The sequence below is a fragment of the Streptomyces cylindrosporus genome, from assembly GCF_022698165.1.
In the GTDB taxonomy this organism is placed as follows: Bacteria; Actinomycetota; Actinomycetes; order Streptomycetales; family Streptomycetaceae; genus Streptomyces; species Streptomyces cylindrosporus.
The window spans coordinates 111,574-126,123 of sequence record NZ_JALDAY010000012.1; the positions used below are offsets into that span (position 1 = coordinate 111,574).

Sequence of the window (14,550 nt, forward strand, 5' to 3'; positions counted from 1 at the left end):
TACCGTCGTGGTATGGCTATGAACCTTCGTCTGCGTGACGACCAGCAGGAGGCGCTGAAGCTGCGGGCCGAGGAGGAGGGACGCAGCATGCACGCCATAGTGCTTCAGGCGATCGACCGGTATCTGGAGCAGGAAGCGGATCGGGCCACGGTTCGCCGTCTGGGGGCGAAGTACGCGGCCGGCCACGCTGATCTGCTGCGGAGGCTGGGGGAGTAGATGAAGTACCTCACGGTCCAGGAAGTGCTGGACCTGGCGGAGCTGGCATGCGGGGAGCAGACCCAGGTCGCCGTGCGCGACCTGGGTCTGCTCAGCTCGGCAGTCCACCGCCCTCAGTCGCAGGTGTTCGGCGTCGAGGCGTACACGGACCTCTTCGAGAAGGCCGCGGCGCTGCTGCAGTCGCTGGCTGCGAACCGTCCCCTGGTGGACGGCAACAAGCGCATGGCATGGATGTGCACTGTCGTCTTCCTCGACTTCAACGGCACCGAGATGCTCGCCGTCGATCAGGACGAGGCGTACAAGCTGGTCATCGAGGTCGCGTCCGGCGCGCTGGAGGACGTGGGGCTCGTCGCCCTCCGCTTGAGGGCGTTGCACGACGCCATGTGACCTCGGTCCCACCCACGGGCGACCCGGCCTCGTCCGCGCGTTGACACCATCGGGTCGCCGGTAGGGTGGCCCGGTTGTCATACCGAGCCTCATAGTTCCGCCAGTTCCGCAGAGCCGCCCGACCCCCCTACGGAGACCGTGACTACCACCGCCGCCTCCACCTCCTCCCACCACCTCTCTCCCGCCTTCCCCGGCCGTGCCCCCTGGGGTACCGCCAGCAAGCTGCGTGCCTGGCAGCAGGGGGCGATGGAGAAGTACGTCCAGGAGCAGCCGCGTGACTTTCTCGCGGTTGCCACGCCCGGCGCCGGCAAGACGACCTTCGCGCTGACGCTGGCCTCCTGGCTGCTGCACCACCACGTCGTGCAGCAGGTCACCGTGGTCGCGCCGACCGAGCATCTGAAGAAGCAGTGGGCCGAGGCGGCGGCGCGGATAGGGATCAAGCTGGACCCCGAGTACAGCGCGGGGCCGCTCGGGAAGGACTACCACGGGGTCGCCGTCACGTACGCCGGTGTCGGTGTGCGGCCCATGCTCCACCGCAACCGGGTCGAGCAGCGCAAGACCCTCGTCATCCTCGACGAGATCCATCACGCCGGTGACAGCAAGTCCTGGGGCGAGGCCTGTCTGGAGGCCTTCGAGCCCGCCACGCGGCGGCTCGCGCTCACCGGTACGCCCTTCCGGTCCGACACCAATCCCATCCCCTTCGTGACGTACGAGGAGGGGAACGACGGGATCCGGCGGTCCGCCGCCGACTACACCTACGGGTACGGGAACGCCCTCGCCGATCATGTCGTGCGGCCCGTCATCTTCCTCTCCTACAGCGGCAACATGCGCTGGCGCACCAAGGCGGGGGACGAGATCGCCGCCCGGCTCGGTGAGCCGATGACCAAGGACGCCATCAGCCAGGCCTGGCGCACCGCCCTCGATCCGCGCGGTGAGTGGATGCCCAGCGTGCTGCGCGCCGCCGACCAGCGGCTCACGGAAGTGCGCAAGGCCATCCCGGACGCCGGTGCCCTCGTCATCGCCTCCGACCAGGACTCCGCCCGCGCCTACGCCAAGCTGATCCGCGAGATCACCGGCAGCAAGGCCACCCTCGTCCTCTCCGACGACGCCGGCGCCTCCAAGCGGATCGACGACTTCAGCGAGAGCAACGACCGGTGGATGGTCGCGGTCCGTATGGTCTCGGAAGGTGTCGACGTGCCCCGGCTCGCGGTCGGGGTCTACGCCACCACCATCTCCACGCCCCTCTTCTTCGCCCAGGCCGTCGGACGCTTCGTGCGGTCCCGGCGGCGCGGCGAGACCGCCTCCGTCTTCCTCCCCACTGTCCCCGACCTCCTCACCTTCGCCAACGAGATGGAGGTCGAGCGCGACCACGCCCTCGACAAGCCGAAGAAGGAGGGCGAGGAGGACCCGTACGCCGAATCCGAGAAGGAGATGGAGGAGGCGAACAAGGAGCAGGACGAGGACACCGGCGAGCAGGAGCAGTTCGCCTTCGAGGCGCTGGAGTCCGAGGCGGTCTTCGACCGGGTGCTGTACGACGGCGCCGAGTTCGGCATGCAGGCGCACCCGGGGAGCGAGGAGGAGCAGGACTACCTCGGCATCCCGGGGCTCCTTGAGCCCGACCAGGTGCAGCTTCTTCTCCAGAAGCGGCAGGCCCGGCAGATCGCGCACAGCCGCAAGAAGCCGGACAGCGAGGCCGACCTGCTGGAACTGCCCGCCGAGCGGCGGCCCGTCGTCTCGCACAAGGAGATGATGGAGCTCCGCAAGCAGCTCAACACGATGGTGAGTGCGTACGTCCATCAGAGCGGCAAGCCGCACGGGGTCATCCACACCGAGCTGCGGCGCGTGTGCGGCGGGCCGCCGAGCGCCGAGGCCACGGCCGGTCAGCTGCGGCAGCGGATCGCCAAGGTGCAGGAGTGGGCCACGCGGATGCGCTGACACGCGCCCGCGCTCCCTGCGCACGCCGTACGTATCCGGACAAACGGAGTTACTCCCTCCCCGTATGTGCCCGGATTCTGGACGGAGACTTCCGCTCAGCGAACCCCCTTCGCTACTGTCCCGCTACGCACACGCCCCGTGGCAGCGCCGCCGCGGAGCGCAGCCGTGAAGCGACGCGGCCCGGTATCGGCCGGGCCGCCGGCCGATCGGCGGCCTCTGTTGCGCGTCACTGACGGGACTCGGTGACGCATCGCCGCGCGGAGGTCGTCGACCTCACCACTTGGAGGAGTGGGCGTCGTGACCGCGGAGACCTCTCAGACGCTCGACCGAGGACTGCGTGTCCTCAAGCTGCTGGCCGACACGGACCATGGGCTGACCGTCACCGAGCTATCCAACCGACTGGGCGTGAACCGGACCGTGGTGTACCGGTTGCTCGCCACGCTTGAACAACACGCGCTCGTACGCCGGGACCTGGGCGGTCGCGCCCGCGTCGGGCTGGGAGTGCTGCGCCTCGGGCGGCAGGTGCATCCGCTGGTGCGGGAGGCCGCGCTGCCGGCGCTGCGTTCGTTGGCCGAGGACATAGGGGCGACCGCGCATCTGACGCTGGTGGACGGGGCCGACGCCCTGGCCGTCGCCGTCGTCGAGCCCACCTGGACGGACTATCACGTGGCCTACCGGGCCGGCTTCCGGCATCCGCTGGACCGCGGGGCGGCCGGCAAGGCGATTCTCGCCGCGCGGGCCAAGCCGGTGCAGGAGCCCGGATACACCCTGACGCACGGGGAGTTGGAGGCGGGGGCCAGTGGGGCCGCGGCTCCGCTGATCGGGGTCACGGGGGTGGAGGGCAGCGTCGGAGTCGTGATGCTGGCCGACGCCGTGCCCGAGCGCGTCGGGCCGCGGGTGGTGGACGCGGCGAAGGAGGTCGCGGAAGCCCTGCGCTGAACCATCATCACCGGCTATCGGCTATCGGCTACCGACAGTTACGCCGACTTCAGTCGTCCCCTCCGCATCATCAAGGGCCATGACCAGCCCGGAGGCGGAGGGAACGGCAGTTGGACTCGGCGGCGCTGGCCTGCAGCCGCTCAGGCGCCGGCTGGGCCGAGCCCCGCGAGCGTCCTCAACTGCAGCCACAGCACCAGCCGTTCGTCGGGATCGTCGAGGTCGATCCCGATGTGCCGCTGGGCCTGGCGCAGCCGGTAGCGGCAGGTGTTCGGGTGGACGGCGAGCAGCTTCGCCGCCCTGGCCATGTCGCAGCCCGCGTCGAACCAACTCACCAGCGTGCGCGCGTAGTCGGTGCCGTTCGCCGAGTCGTACGCCAGCACCCGCCGCCACGCCCCCGCGCTCAACTCCCGCCGCTCGCCCATGACTTCGGTCAGCCGCAGCAGTGTGACCCGCGCGCGCACCTCGTCCACGGTCGCCACCGGCAGCCGCGGCCCCAGCACCCGCAGCACCAGGTCCGCGTCCTCCCGCGAGGCCGCCGCCTCCGCCGCCCCGGCCACCACCTCGCCCAGCGCCGCCCGCACCGGCACCCGCAGCGCCTGCCCGGCCCGCGCCACGATGTCCTCCGCCAGCCGCTTGTGGCTCCCGCCGCCGGGTGCGTCGGACCGGGTCCCGGGTGCGGGCAGCAGCGCGTACACCACCCCGTCGACCAGCACACACGCGTGCCGCCCGTAACGCGCCTCGCACTGCAGCCGTACGACGTCCAGGAGCCGCAGCGCGGTCTGCTCGCTGTCCGGGAGGCTCACTGTATCCAGGACGAAGGCGGCCACCCGCACGGCACCCTCAAGTCCCAGCCGCTGCACGGCCGTTGGTGCGTCCGCTGTCCCGTCCAGGAGGCGGCGCAGGAGGTCGCTGTTCTGGTGGCGGGCCAGCTCCTGGGCGGCGCGGGCCCGCAGCAGGAGCAGGGCGGCCGTGGACGCGCCCTGCACGAGGGTCTGTTCGGCGTCGGCGGCTAGGGTGCCGTCGTCGACCACCCAGATCGAGCCGAGGGTCTCGCCGCCGGCCCGCACGGCGACCGCGAGCCGGGGCAGGTCGCCCTCGTGGAGCGCGGGCAGCCGTACGGGACCGTCGGCCGCGAACAGCACCCGGTACTGCTCGGTGTAACGACTGCGTGAACTGGCCGGCACCCGCAGGCCGAGGATGCCCTCGCGCCGGTCCTCGTCGACCGGCTGGCCGGACACGGTCGAGTAGGCGAGGATCCGCTGGCGCGGGTCCTCCACGGCCGTCGCCCCGCCGGTCGCCGTGGCCACCGCGTCCGCGAGCGCGAACAGGTCCCCGTGCCCGCCGGCCGCCGGCGCGGGGCGGGCGCCGATCGCCGAGCTCAGCAGCAGATGCACGTGGTGCCAGGCCGCGTCCTCGGCGGCCGACAGCAGCGCGAGCCCGCACGCCTCCGCCTCGCCCACCGGCCCGTCCCCGCCGCGCACCACCACCCCGGCCATCCCGGCCTCCGCCGCCGCCCGCACCAACGGCCCCGCGGCCGCCGCCCGCACCCCCACCGCCAGCAGCAACGCCCCCGGCGTCCGGCCGAGCGGCACATTGGCGTCGTACAGCACCGCCTCCGTCACGGGCGCGGCGAGCCCGGCGGCGGGCGCGGTGTGCAGGCGTACGGAGGTGCCGCCGACGACGTCGAGGAGGTCGCCGAGGGTGCAGGCGTCCACGGGGCTCCTTCAGCAGACGGTTGGCTGATCCGGAAACGAACGTACGCATGCCTTGTCCGTCCGCACAATGTGAGGACCACCGCCTGCTCGCGAGACTCGTCCCATGACTCTCGACCGTCCGCCCGGGGTGAGCATTCGTACCGTTCGCGACGTCGCCGGCCTTGCCGCCGTCGCCGACTACTTCAGTGACGTCTGGCAGACCCCGCGCACCGCCCCGCCCTACCCGGCCGAGGTGCTGCACAGCCTGGTCCACGCGGGCGGGGCCGTGCACGCCGCGTACGTCGGCACGCGGCCGACGGGGGCATCGGTCGCCGTGTTCGGGCCGGGCGGCGACACGTACTCGCTGGTCGCCGCCGCCGAGCGGGGGCTCGGGTTGGCGGTGAAGCAGGCCCAGCGGGACTGGGCCCTCGGCGTCGGCGCCCGCACCATGCGCTGGACCTTCGACCCGCTGGTCGGCCGCAACGCCCGCTTCAACCTGGTCAAGCTGGGTGCCACGGGGACCGAGTACCTCGTCGACTTCTACGGCCCCATGGCGGACGGGGTGAACGACGGGGACGAGAGCGACCGGGTGACGGTGACGTGGGAGCTAGGGGAACTGGGGAAGCTGGGGGAGCCCTCACCCCCGTACGAGCCCGGTGAGGGAGACCGCGAAACGGCCCCCGCCACCCACACCGCCCCCGACGGCGGCACCCTCGCCCGTCGCGATCCCGACGGCCGGCGGATCTGGTGCCGGGTCCCCGAGGACATCGTCGGACTCCGCGCCGCCGACCCGGACCTCGCCCTGCGCTGGCGGCGGGCGGTGCGCGAGGTGTTCGTGGCGGCCTTCGCGGAGGGCTTCACGGCGACGGGGATGTCCCGGGACGGCTGGTACACGCTCACCCGGAGGGCCACGGCATGAAGCTCGAACGCGTAGAGCTCGTCCACGTGGCGATCCCCCTGGTCACACCCTTCCGCACCTCCTTCGGCACGATGACGACGAAGGACACCTTCCTCCTCCACGTCGTCACGGACGCGGCCGAGGGCTGGTCGGAGTTCGCCGCGGACCCCGAGCCGCTGTACTGCTCGGAGTTCACGGCCGGCGCGGAACTCGTGCTCAGGGACTTCCTGCTGCCGAGGGCGGCGGCGCTCCCCGACCTCACGACCCCGCTGCTGGCCCCCGCCATGGCCAAGGTCAAGGGCCACGAGCTGGCGAAGGCGGCGCTGGAGACGGCCGTCCTGGACGCGGAACTGCGGTCGTACGGCATGCCGTTGGCGACGTATCTGGGCGCGGTGCGGGACCGGGTGCCGGCGGGCGTCTCGGTCGGCATCAAGGAGTCCGTCCCCGAACTGCTGGACGACGTCGAGCGCTGCCTCGCCGAGGGTTACGTCCGTATCAAGCTGAAGATCGAACCGGGCTGGGACCTCGATCCGGTACGGGCCGTACGCGACCGCTTCGGCGACGCGCTGCCGCTCCAGGTCGACGCCAACACGGCGTACACGCTCGCCGACGCGGAGCACCTGCGGCGCCTGGACGAGTTCGGGCTGCTGCTGATCGAGGAGCCGCTGGACGAGAACAACCTGTACGCCCACGCGCAGCTGCAGAAACGCCTGCGCACCCCCGTCTGCCTGGACGAGTCCCTCCACAACGCCCGCGACGCCGCGTCCGCGATCGCGCTGGACGCGTGCCGGGTGGTGAACGTGAAACCGGCCCGCGTCGGCGGTTACCTGGAGGCCCGCCGCATCCACGACGTGGCCCACGCGCACGGCGTGCCCGTGTGGTGCGGCGGCATGCTGGAGACGGGGATCGGCCGCGCGCCGAACCTCGCGCTGGCCGCCCTTCCCGGCTTCACGCTCCCCGGCGACACGTCGGCGTCGAGCCGGTACTTCGCCGAGGACCTCACGGAGCCGTTCGTGCTGCGGGACGGCTGTCTGGCGGTTCCGACGACTCCGGGAATCGGTACCGAACCGCTGCCGGAGGCGCTGCGGCGCTTCACGCTGGAACGGCGAGACTTGTACGTAAGCCGATAGGTAAGCGGATACGCGAGCCGATACGTAAGCCGACCGGCGCCTGGCCGGAAGTCACCGTCACGTTAGATTGATCCCGTGCTCTCTCGCCTCACACGCCCCCAGGCCCTCGCCGTCTGTGCCGTGCCCGTCGTGGCGCTGCTCGCCACGGCGGTGTTCGCGCCGCTGCCGTTCTCGCTGGCGCAGCCCGGGATGACGGCGAACGTGCTGGCCGACAACAAGGGGACTCCCGTGATCACGATCTCGGGGGCGCCGGTGCGGAAGACGACCGGGCAGTTGCGGATGACGACGATCGAGGCGACCAACCCGGACACGCGGGTGTCGCTCGGTGACGTGCTGTCGGCGTGGTTCGCCACGGACAAGGCGGTCATGCCGCGGGACTCCGTGTATCCGAGCGGGCAGAGCACCAAGCAGATCGAGGAGCACAACACCGAGCAGATGAAGGAGTCCCAGGACGAGGCGACGCAGGCCGCGCTGGACTACCTCCACCTCAGCGACAAGAACGTCAAGGTGACGCTGAAGCTGGCGGACGTGGGCGGTCCCAGCGCGGGGCTGCTCTTCACGCTGGGCATCATCGACAAGCTCGACGGGAACGGCAGCGGGGGCGAGCTCACGGGGGGTCGCAACATCGCCGGTACGGGGACCATCGACGCCGACGGGAAGGTCGGGGCGGTGGGGGGTGTCGCGCTGAAGACGCAGGCGGCTCGGAGGGATGGGGCGACGGTGTTTCTGGTGCCGAAGGATGAGTGCGGGGATGCGAAGGCGGAGTTGCCGAAGGGGTTGCGGCTGATTCCGGTGACCACGCTCAAGGGGGCTGTGAACTCGCTGGTGGCGCTGGAGACGGGGAAGGGGTCTGTGCCTGGCTGTTGAGGGCCGGGTGCGGGGCGGTGGGGGCTGGTCGCGCCCACGCGGCGGAGCCGCATATCGATACAGCCCCGCGCCCCTTAGACGCCCCTGCGGGGCGATAGCTGGGGTGCTGGTGTTGCCAGGCGTAGGCCTACTTCCACTAACGTCCAGCCGACTCGGGTGCGGAGGGGGCGATGGGGGCGGGTTGCCGCGGCTTGGTTGTGGGCTTTGGCTTCGGCCTGGAGTTCGGCGGCGCGGGTGTGGTGCAGGGTGAGATGGATCCCAGGGCCGATCACTGAGTGCTCCTTCGGTCCGATTCGATGGGGAACAGGTGTGTGTGCAGGCGGACCTGTTCTGCTTCAGGGTCGTCCTCGGGGGCTTCGGACGCGCGATAGCTGTTGAGCAACTCGTGCAGTCTGTCGATGAGTTCGTGTGCCTGCTCCGGAGTCAGGCGCAGGGTCCAGTCGCTCAGGTCCGTCGAGTGGTCGGTCCACCGGGGGGACCAGCGGTCACGGGTGGCCAGCCAGGTGGCCAGCTCGCGGTTGCGCTGGTTCACGAGTTCCTGCAGGAGCAGGTCGGCGGCGCCGCGCACTTGCGGGTCCGTGCTCTGGGACAGTTCGGCGTCCAACGTGATGCCCTTGTCCGCGGCCTGCCACCACCGTTCCCGCCCCTTTCCCTGCTCGGGCGCGTCCTTGATGAAGCCGTGTGCCGCCAGTTGCCGCAGGTGGTAGCTCGTGGCCCCACTCGACTCGCCCAGTCGTTCGGCGAGCATCGACGCGGTGGCCGGGCCGTGCCGGCGCAGTGCGTTGAGCAGTTCCATGCGCAGGGGATGAGCGAGGCCGCGCAAGGAGCGTGCGTCGAGCTTCCGTACATCGGGCTGTTCCGCCATGCGTACAAAGGTAACTATGCAAAGGACCCTTTGCAACTGGTTCTTTGTAAGTCCCGTCCCTACTTGACCAGCCCCTCCGCCTTCATCCACTCCAACGCCACCTGATGCGGATCCTCCCCGTCCACGTCCACCTTCGCGTTCAGCGACTGCGCCACCGTGTTGTTCAGCTTCCTCGTCACCGGCGCCAGCACCTCCGCGATCGCCGGCCACTTCTTCAGGGTCTTCGTGTTGATCTCCGGTGCCGCGTTGTAGTTGGGGAAGAACTTCTTGTCGTCCTGCATCACCGCGAGGTTCATGGACTTGATGCGGCCGTCGGTCGTGAAGACCTCGCCGTAGGTGCAACTGCCCTTCTTCACCTGGGTGTAGATGATCCCGGTGTCCATCTGCGTGATGTTCTTCGCCGGCACCTTCATGCCGTACGCCTTCTCCATACCCGGCAGCCCGTCCGCGCGGTTGGCGAACTCGCTCTCCACGCACAGCGTCACCGCGCCGGGGTTCTTCTTCGACAGCGCGGCCACGTCCGAGAGCGTCTTCGTGCCGTACTTCTTGGAGTTGGACTGGTTCATGGCGAGGGCGTAGGTGTTGTTGAGGGCCGAGGGGGGCAGCCAGGTCAGGCCGTTCTTGAGGTCCGCGTCCCGTACCGCCTCCCACTGCTTCTGCGGGTCGGTGATCGGGTCGCTGTTGCCGAGGTACGTGATCCAGGCCGTGCCCGTGTACTCGTACATGCCGTCCGCGTCACCGGACTTGACGGCCTCGCGTGCGCCGATGGAGCCCTGGATGCCGGTGCGGTCGAGGACGTCCGCGCCGGCCGCCTGGAAGGCGATGCCCATCATCGCGCCGAGGATGAGCTGTTCCGTGAACTCCTTGGAGGTGACGGTGAGATGGGCGCCCTTGAGGGGCTCGCCCTTGCCGACCGTGCCCGGTTGAACGTCGTCGACCATGGGGGAGCCGCTCTGCAGGCCGCAGGCGGAGGCCAGCAGCAGGGCCGTCCCGGCCGTCAGGAGGCGTCCGTGTCTCATGTCCTCACCTCCAGACCCCGCGGGCGCAACAGGAGTTCGGCGAGCGAGGCCAGCCAGTCCACCAGCAGGGCGAGGACGACCGTGAGGATCGAGCCCAGCATCAGCACCGGCATGCGCTGCGTGGTGATGCCGGTCGTGATCAGGACGCCCAGGCCGCCGCCCCCGCCGAAGGTCGCGAGCGTGGCCGTACCGACGTTGAGGACGAGCGCGGTGCGGACGCCGGCGAGGATCAGGGGGACGGCGAGGGGGAGTTCCACCTTGCCCAGGACGCCCAGGGGGGACATGCCGATGCCGCGGGCCGCCTCCAGGAGGGTCGGGTCGTTCGCCTTCAGGCCCGCGACGGTGTTGGACAGGACCGGCAGGACGGCGTAGGCGATGATGCCGATCAGGGCCGCCTTCGTGCCGGTGCCGAGCCAGATCACCAGCAGGGCGAGGAGGCCGATCGCGGGGGTCGCCTGGCCCATGTTGGCGAACGCCATCGCCACCGGGGTCGCCTTCCGGAACGCCTTGCGGGTCAGCAGGACGCCCAGCGGGATCGCGATGATCAGCACGAAGAAGGTCGAGATCGCGGTCAGCTCGATGTGCTGCCACAGGGCCTTGGAGACCTGGCCGCCGGAGAGGGCGTTCTCGGAGATCGAGTCGAGGGTGGCCTGCTCGAACCACAGCCAGGTCGCGAGCAGCACGGCGACGAGGACCGCGGGCAGGAACGTCAGCTTCTGCCAGGTGATGCGCCGGGCCGTGCGCTGCGGGGGCGGCGGCGGAGCCTCCTGCTCGGCCTCGCCCTCGTCGCGGAAGGCGAGGCCCTTGACGTCGTGCTCGCCGTCGGGCCGCTGCTGATCCGCGGGGCTCGTCACGCCTTCGCCTCCCCGCCGTCGCCCTCCTGCTCGGCGTGCGTCTGGGCGGCCCGCGCCTCCTCCAGCTCGTGCTGGTGCTCCATGGCCTCCAGCCGGTCGGCCTCCAGGAGTTCGTGCACCGAGTTCATGAGCGTCTCCATGTCGACGACACCCTCGTACTCGCCGCGCCGCCCGGTCACCGCGACCCGCCCGGCGTTGTCGGTGAGCACCGCCTCCAGGGCGTCGCGCAGGGTCGCGTCCCTGGTCACGGTGTCGTGCACGAGGGTGCCCGCGCGGGCGAGCGAGCCGCGGGCCCGCATCAGGTCGCCGCGTCTGAGCCACTTGTAGGGGCGGCGGCGCTTGTCGAGCAGCAGGATCTCGTTCGTACCGCTGCCGCGGAGCTTGTTGAAGATCTCCTGGAGCGGGTCGTCGACGGTCACGGTCGGGTAGTCGGTGATCTCCACGTCCCGTACCCGGGAGAGGTTCAGCCGCTTCAGCGCCGCGCCCGCGCCGACGAAACCGGACACGAAGTCGTCGGCCGGGTTGGTGAGGATCGCCTCGGGGGTGTCGAACTGGGCGATGTGCGAGCGTTCGCGCAGTACGGCGATCCGGTCGCCGAGCTTGATCGCCTCGTCGAAGTCGTGGGTGACGAACACGATCGTCTTGTGCAGCTCGTGCTGCAGCCTGATCAGCTCGTCCTGGAGGTGGTCACGGGTGATCGGGTCGACCGCGCCGAAGGGCTCGTCCATGAGCAGGACCGGGGGATCGGCGGCGAGCGCCCGCGCCACGCCGACCCGCTGCTGCTGACCGCCGGACAGCTGGCGCGGATAGCGGCCGTGGAACTCGCCGGGGTCGAGGCCGACCAGGTCGAGCAGCTCCTCGACCCGGTTCTTGATACGGGACTTGGACCAGCCGACCATTTTGGGGACGAGGGCGATGTTCTGGGCGACCGTCATGTGCGGGAACAGGCCGGCCGACTGGATGGCGTAACCCACCTTGCGGCGCAGCTTCACCGGGTCCATGTCGGTGACGTCCTCGCCGCCGATGCGGATCCGGCCGCCGGTCGGCTCGATCAGCCGGTTGATCATCTTGAGCGTCGTGGACTTCCCGCAGCCGGACGGGCCGACGAAGATGACGATCTCGCCCGCCTTGATCTCCATGTTGACGTTGTCCACGGAGGGGTTGGGGTTGCCCGGATAGCGCTTGGTCAGGTTCTCCAGCTCGATCGTGGCGCCCGTCGCGGTGCCGGCGGTCTCAGGCACGGATCCCCCTCGGAATGGTCAGCCGTCCGATCAGGACGTACGCGGCGTCGAAGAGCAGGGCCAGCACGATGATCCCGAGCGTGCCCGCGAGGACCTGGTTGAGCGCGTTCTTGCTGCCCAGGGAGCCGATGCCGCGGAAGATCTCGTTGCCGAGGCCGGGGCCGGAGGCGTACGCGGCGATCGCGGCGATGCCCATCAGCATCTGCGTCGAGACCCGGATCCCGGTCAGGATCGGCGGCCAGGCCAGCGGCAGCTCGACCCGCAGCAGCCGCGCGGGGCGGGACATGCCGATGCCCTTCGCCGCGTCCACCAGTGAGGGGTCCACCCCGCGCAGCCCGACGATCGCGTTGCGCACGATCGGCAGCAGCCCGTACAGGGTCAGCGCGATCACCGTGGGCGGCACGCCCAGGCCGACGATCGGGATGAGCAGACCGATCATGGCGAGCGAGGGGATGGTCAGAATGGTCGAGGTGGCCATGGTGGCCAGGTTCCCGGCCCACGCGGTGCGGTAGGTGACGACACCGATCAACACGCCCAGCAAGGTGGCGACGACCATGCACTGGAAGACGGCGCTCGCGTGCTGATAGGCGTCCGTGAGCAACTGCTGGTGCCGGTTGCCCAGGTACTCCCAGAAATTCACGCGCGCTCACCCCAGGTCGACTACGTCCTCTCGTCGTCCTCGGCCGCCTGCTCCACCAGCGGGATGATCCGCAGCGGAACGGGGTTCTCCATCACGATCGCGGTGGCGGCCCGGACAATGCCATCAAAACCGACAACCCGGTCGATGACCCGCTGGAGATCGGCGTTGGAGCGGGCCACCAGGCGGCACAGCATGTCGCCGCTGCCGGTGGTGGTGTGCAGCTCCAGCACCTCCGGCACGGTCGCCAAGTGGGCCCGTACGTCCGGGCCTTGGCCCTGCCGGATCTGGAGGGTGGCGAACGCGGTGACGGGGTATCCGAGCGCCGCCGGATCCACCTGCGGCCCGAATCCCCGGATGACGCCATTCGACTGAAGCCGGTCGAGCCGCGCCTGCACGGTGCCCCGGGCGACCCCCAGCCGCCGGGACATCTCCAGCACCCCGATCCGCGGCTCCCGCGCCAGCAGCACGATGATCCGGCCGTCCAGCTGGTCGATCCCCACAGCAGCCTCCCGAGCCGATGGTCATCCTGTACAGGGAACCCGTAAATCCGCGCCTGCCGCTGAACAAGTTGTCCAGCTAATACGCAAACTATTGCGCATCTTGCCGCTCCAGGCTCAGGCTTCCGCTATGACGCAGACCACACACCACACTCCCGACACCGCCCGGCAGGCCGACCCCTTCCCGGTCAAGGGAATGGACGCGGTCGTCTTCGCCGTGGGCAACGCCAAGCAGGCGGCGCACTACTACTCCACCGCCTTCGGCATGCAGCTGGTCGCCTACTCCGGACCGGAGAACGGCAGCCGCGAGACCGCGAGCTACGTCCTGGAGAACGGCTCCGCCCGCTTCGTCTTCACCTCGGTCGTCAAGCCCGCCACCACCTGGGGCCACTTCCTCGCCCAGCACGTGGCCGAGCACGGCGACGGCGTGATCGACCTCGCCATCGAGGTCCCGGACGCCCGCGCCGCGTACGCCTACGCCCTCGAACACGGCGCCCGGTCGGTCGCGGAGCCGTACGAACTCAAGGACGACCACGGCACCGTCGTACTCGCGGCGATCGCCACCTACGGCGAGACCCGCCACACGCTCGTCGAGCGCACCGACTACGAAGGCCCCTACCTCCCCGGCTTCGTCGCCGCGGCCCCGATCGTCGAGCCGCCCGCCCACCGCACCTTCCAGGCCATCGACCACTGCGTCGGCAACGTCGAGCTCGGCCGCATGAACGAGTGGGTCGGCTTCTACAACAAGGTCATGGGCTTCACGAACATGAAGGAGTTCGTGGGCGACGACATCGCCACCGAGTACAGCGCGCTGATGTCGAAGGTGGTCGCCGACGGCACGCTCAAGGTCAAGTTCCCGATCAACGAGCCCGCCATCGCCAAGAAGAAGTCCCAGATCGACGAGTACCTGGAGTTCTACGGCGGCGCCGGCGTCCAGCACATCGCGCTCAACACGGGCGACATCGTGCAGACGGTACGGACCATGCGGGCGGCCGGCGTGGAGTTCCTCAACACCCCGGACTCGTACTACGACACCCTCGGCGAGTGGGTCGGCGACACCCGCGTGCCGCTCGACACCCTACGCGAGCTGAAGATCCTCGCCGACCGCGACGAGGACGGCTATCTGCTGCAGATCTTCACCAAGCCGGTCCAGGACCGTCCGACGGTCTTCTTCGAGATCATCGAGCGGCACGGCTCCATGGGCTTCGGAAAGGGCAACTTCAAGGCCCTGTTCGAGGCGATCGAGCGGGAGCAGGCCAAGCGGGGAAACCTGTGAACCGCCCGGGATTCCCGGCATCTTGCAACCGGTGAACGGAAGTTGACACTCTCAGGTCCTGCGGGTGCCGAGCGGCACCCCGGGACCGGGAG

16 protein-coding genes are annotated in these 14,550 nt (G+C 70.0%); 8 read left to right on the forward strand and 8 right to left on the reverse strand.

The features are described from left to right. Positions 1-18 precede the first annotated feature (18 nt). The 4 genes from MQP27_RS35515 to MQP27_RS35530 all read left to right on the forward strand — a co-directional run bounded on the left by MQP27_RS35515 (position 19) and on the right by MQP27_RS35530 (position 3,477). Entirely contained in the window at positions 19-216 is a 198-nt protein-coding gene (locus MQP27_RS35515; protein ID WP_013003224.1) for an Arc family DNA-binding protein, read from the forward strand. Next, the gene (locus tag MQP27_RS35520; RefSeq protein ID WP_242772947.1) at positions 217-603 is read left to right on the forward strand and encodes a type II toxin-antitoxin system death-on-curing family toxin; all 387 of its coding nucleotides are present in this window, start codon (positions 217-219) and stop codon (positions 601-603) included. 138 nt (positions 604-741) lie between these two features. Further along, entirely contained in the window at positions 742-2,538 is a 1,797-nt protein-coding gene (locus tag MQP27_RS35525; RefSeq protein ID WP_242772951.1) for a DEAD/DEAH box helicase, read from the forward strand. 297 nt (positions 2,539-2,835) lie between these two features. Continuing rightward, positions 2,836-3,477 carry an IclR family transcriptional regulator gene (locus MQP27_RS35530; RefSeq protein ID WP_242772954.1) on the forward strand — a complete coding sequence of 214 codons (642 nt, stop codon included), beginning with the start codon at positions 2,836-2,838 and terminating at the stop codon, positions 3,475-3,477. Positions 3,478-3,617: 140 nt separating this feature from the next. Here MQP27_RS35530 and MQP27_RS35535 read toward each other — a convergent pair whose 3' ends face one another. Further along, positions 3,618-5,192 carry a PucR family transcriptional regulator gene (locus tag MQP27_RS35535; RefSeq protein WP_242772957.1) on the reverse strand — a complete coding sequence of 525 codons (1,575 nt, stop codon included), beginning with the start codon at positions 5,190-5,192 and terminating at the stop codon, positions 3,618-3,620. Between the two features lie 103 nt (positions 5,193-5,295). On the opposite strand from MQP27_RS35535, the gene MQP27_RS35540 reads away from it, so the two are divergent. The 3 genes from MQP27_RS35540 to MQP27_RS35550 all read left to right on the forward strand — a co-directional run bounded on the left by MQP27_RS35540 (position 5,296) and on the right by MQP27_RS35550 (position 8,066). Continuing rightward, positions 5,296-6,090 (forward strand): chorismate synthase, encoded by a 795-nt coding sequence (locus MQP27_RS35540; RefSeq protein ID WP_242772960.1) that lies wholly within the window; start codon positions 5,296-5,298, stop codon positions 6,088-6,090. Further along, positions 6,087-7,199, forward strand: a complete 1,113-nt coding sequence (gene menC / locus MQP27_RS35545; protein ID WP_242772963.1) for an o-succinylbenzoate synthase — start codon at positions 6,087-6,089, stop codon at positions 7,197-7,199. The genes MQP27_RS35540 and menC overlap by 4 nt, the downstream gene beginning before the upstream one ends. Positions 7,200-7,274: 75 nt before the next feature. Next, complete coding sequence (locus MQP27_RS35550) at positions 7,275-8,066, forward strand: S16 family serine protease (protein WP_242772965.1); 792 nt, start codon at positions 7,275-7,277, stop codon at positions 8,064-8,066. 74 nt (positions 8,067-8,140) lie between these two features. Here MQP27_RS35550 and MQP27_RS51485 read toward each other — a convergent pair whose 3' ends face one another. The 7 genes from MQP27_RS51485 to MQP27_RS35585 are packed head-to-tail and all read right to left on the reverse strand — an operon-like array spanning position 8,141 to position 13,185. Beyond that, positions 8,141-8,335 (reverse strand): hypothetical protein, encoded by a 195-nt coding sequence (locus MQP27_RS51485; RefSeq protein WP_242773477.1) that lies wholly within the window; start codon positions 8,333-8,335, stop codon positions 8,141-8,143. Further along, positions 8,335-8,931, reverse strand: a complete 597-nt coding sequence (locus tag MQP27_RS35560; RefSeq protein WP_242772967.1) for an ArsR/SmtB family transcription factor — start codon at positions 8,929-8,931, stop codon at positions 8,335-8,337. Before MQP27_RS35560 ends, MQP27_RS51485 begins: the two co-directional genes overlap by 1 nt. A 59-nt stretch (positions 8,932-8,990) precedes the next feature. After that, positions 8,991-9,950 carry a glycine betaine ABC transporter substrate-binding protein gene (locus tag MQP27_RS35565; RefSeq protein ID WP_242772968.1) on the reverse strand — a complete coding sequence of 320 codons (960 nt, stop codon included), beginning with the start codon at positions 9,948-9,950 and terminating at the stop codon, positions 8,991-8,993. After that, positions 9,947-10,804 (reverse strand): ABC transporter permease, encoded by an 858-nt coding sequence (locus MQP27_RS35570; RefSeq protein ID WP_242772969.1) that lies wholly within the window; start codon positions 10,802-10,804, stop codon positions 9,947-9,949. The genes MQP27_RS35565 and MQP27_RS35570 overlap by 4 nt, the downstream gene beginning before the upstream one ends. Beyond that, complete coding sequence (locus MQP27_RS35575) at positions 10,801-12,045, reverse strand: betaine/proline/choline family ABC transporter ATP-binding protein (RefSeq protein WP_242772970.1); 1,245 nt, start codon at positions 12,043-12,045, stop codon at positions 10,801-10,803. The genes MQP27_RS35570 and MQP27_RS35575 overlap by 4 nt, the downstream gene beginning before the upstream one ends. Next, positions 12,038-12,685 (reverse strand): ABC transporter permease, encoded by a 648-nt coding sequence (locus MQP27_RS35580; RefSeq protein WP_242772972.1) that lies wholly within the window; start codon positions 12,683-12,685, stop codon positions 12,038-12,040. The genes MQP27_RS35575 and MQP27_RS35580 overlap by 8 nt, the downstream gene beginning before the upstream one ends. A gap of 20 nt (positions 12,686-12,705) precedes the next feature. Continuing rightward, entirely contained in the window at positions 12,706-13,185 is a 480-nt protein-coding gene (locus MQP27_RS35585; protein ID WP_242772975.1) for an Lrp/AsnC family transcriptional regulator, read from the reverse strand. A gap of 127 nt (positions 13,186-13,312) precedes the next feature. Between MQP27_RS35585 and hppD the strand changes: the two genes are divergently transcribed. After that, on the forward strand, positions 13,313-14,458 hold the full coding sequence (gene hppD / locus MQP27_RS35590; RefSeq protein ID WP_242772978.1) for a 4-hydroxyphenylpyruvate dioxygenase: 1,146 nt from the start codon (positions 13,313-13,315) through the stop codon (positions 14,456-14,458). Positions 14,459-14,550: the final 92 nt, after the last annotated feature.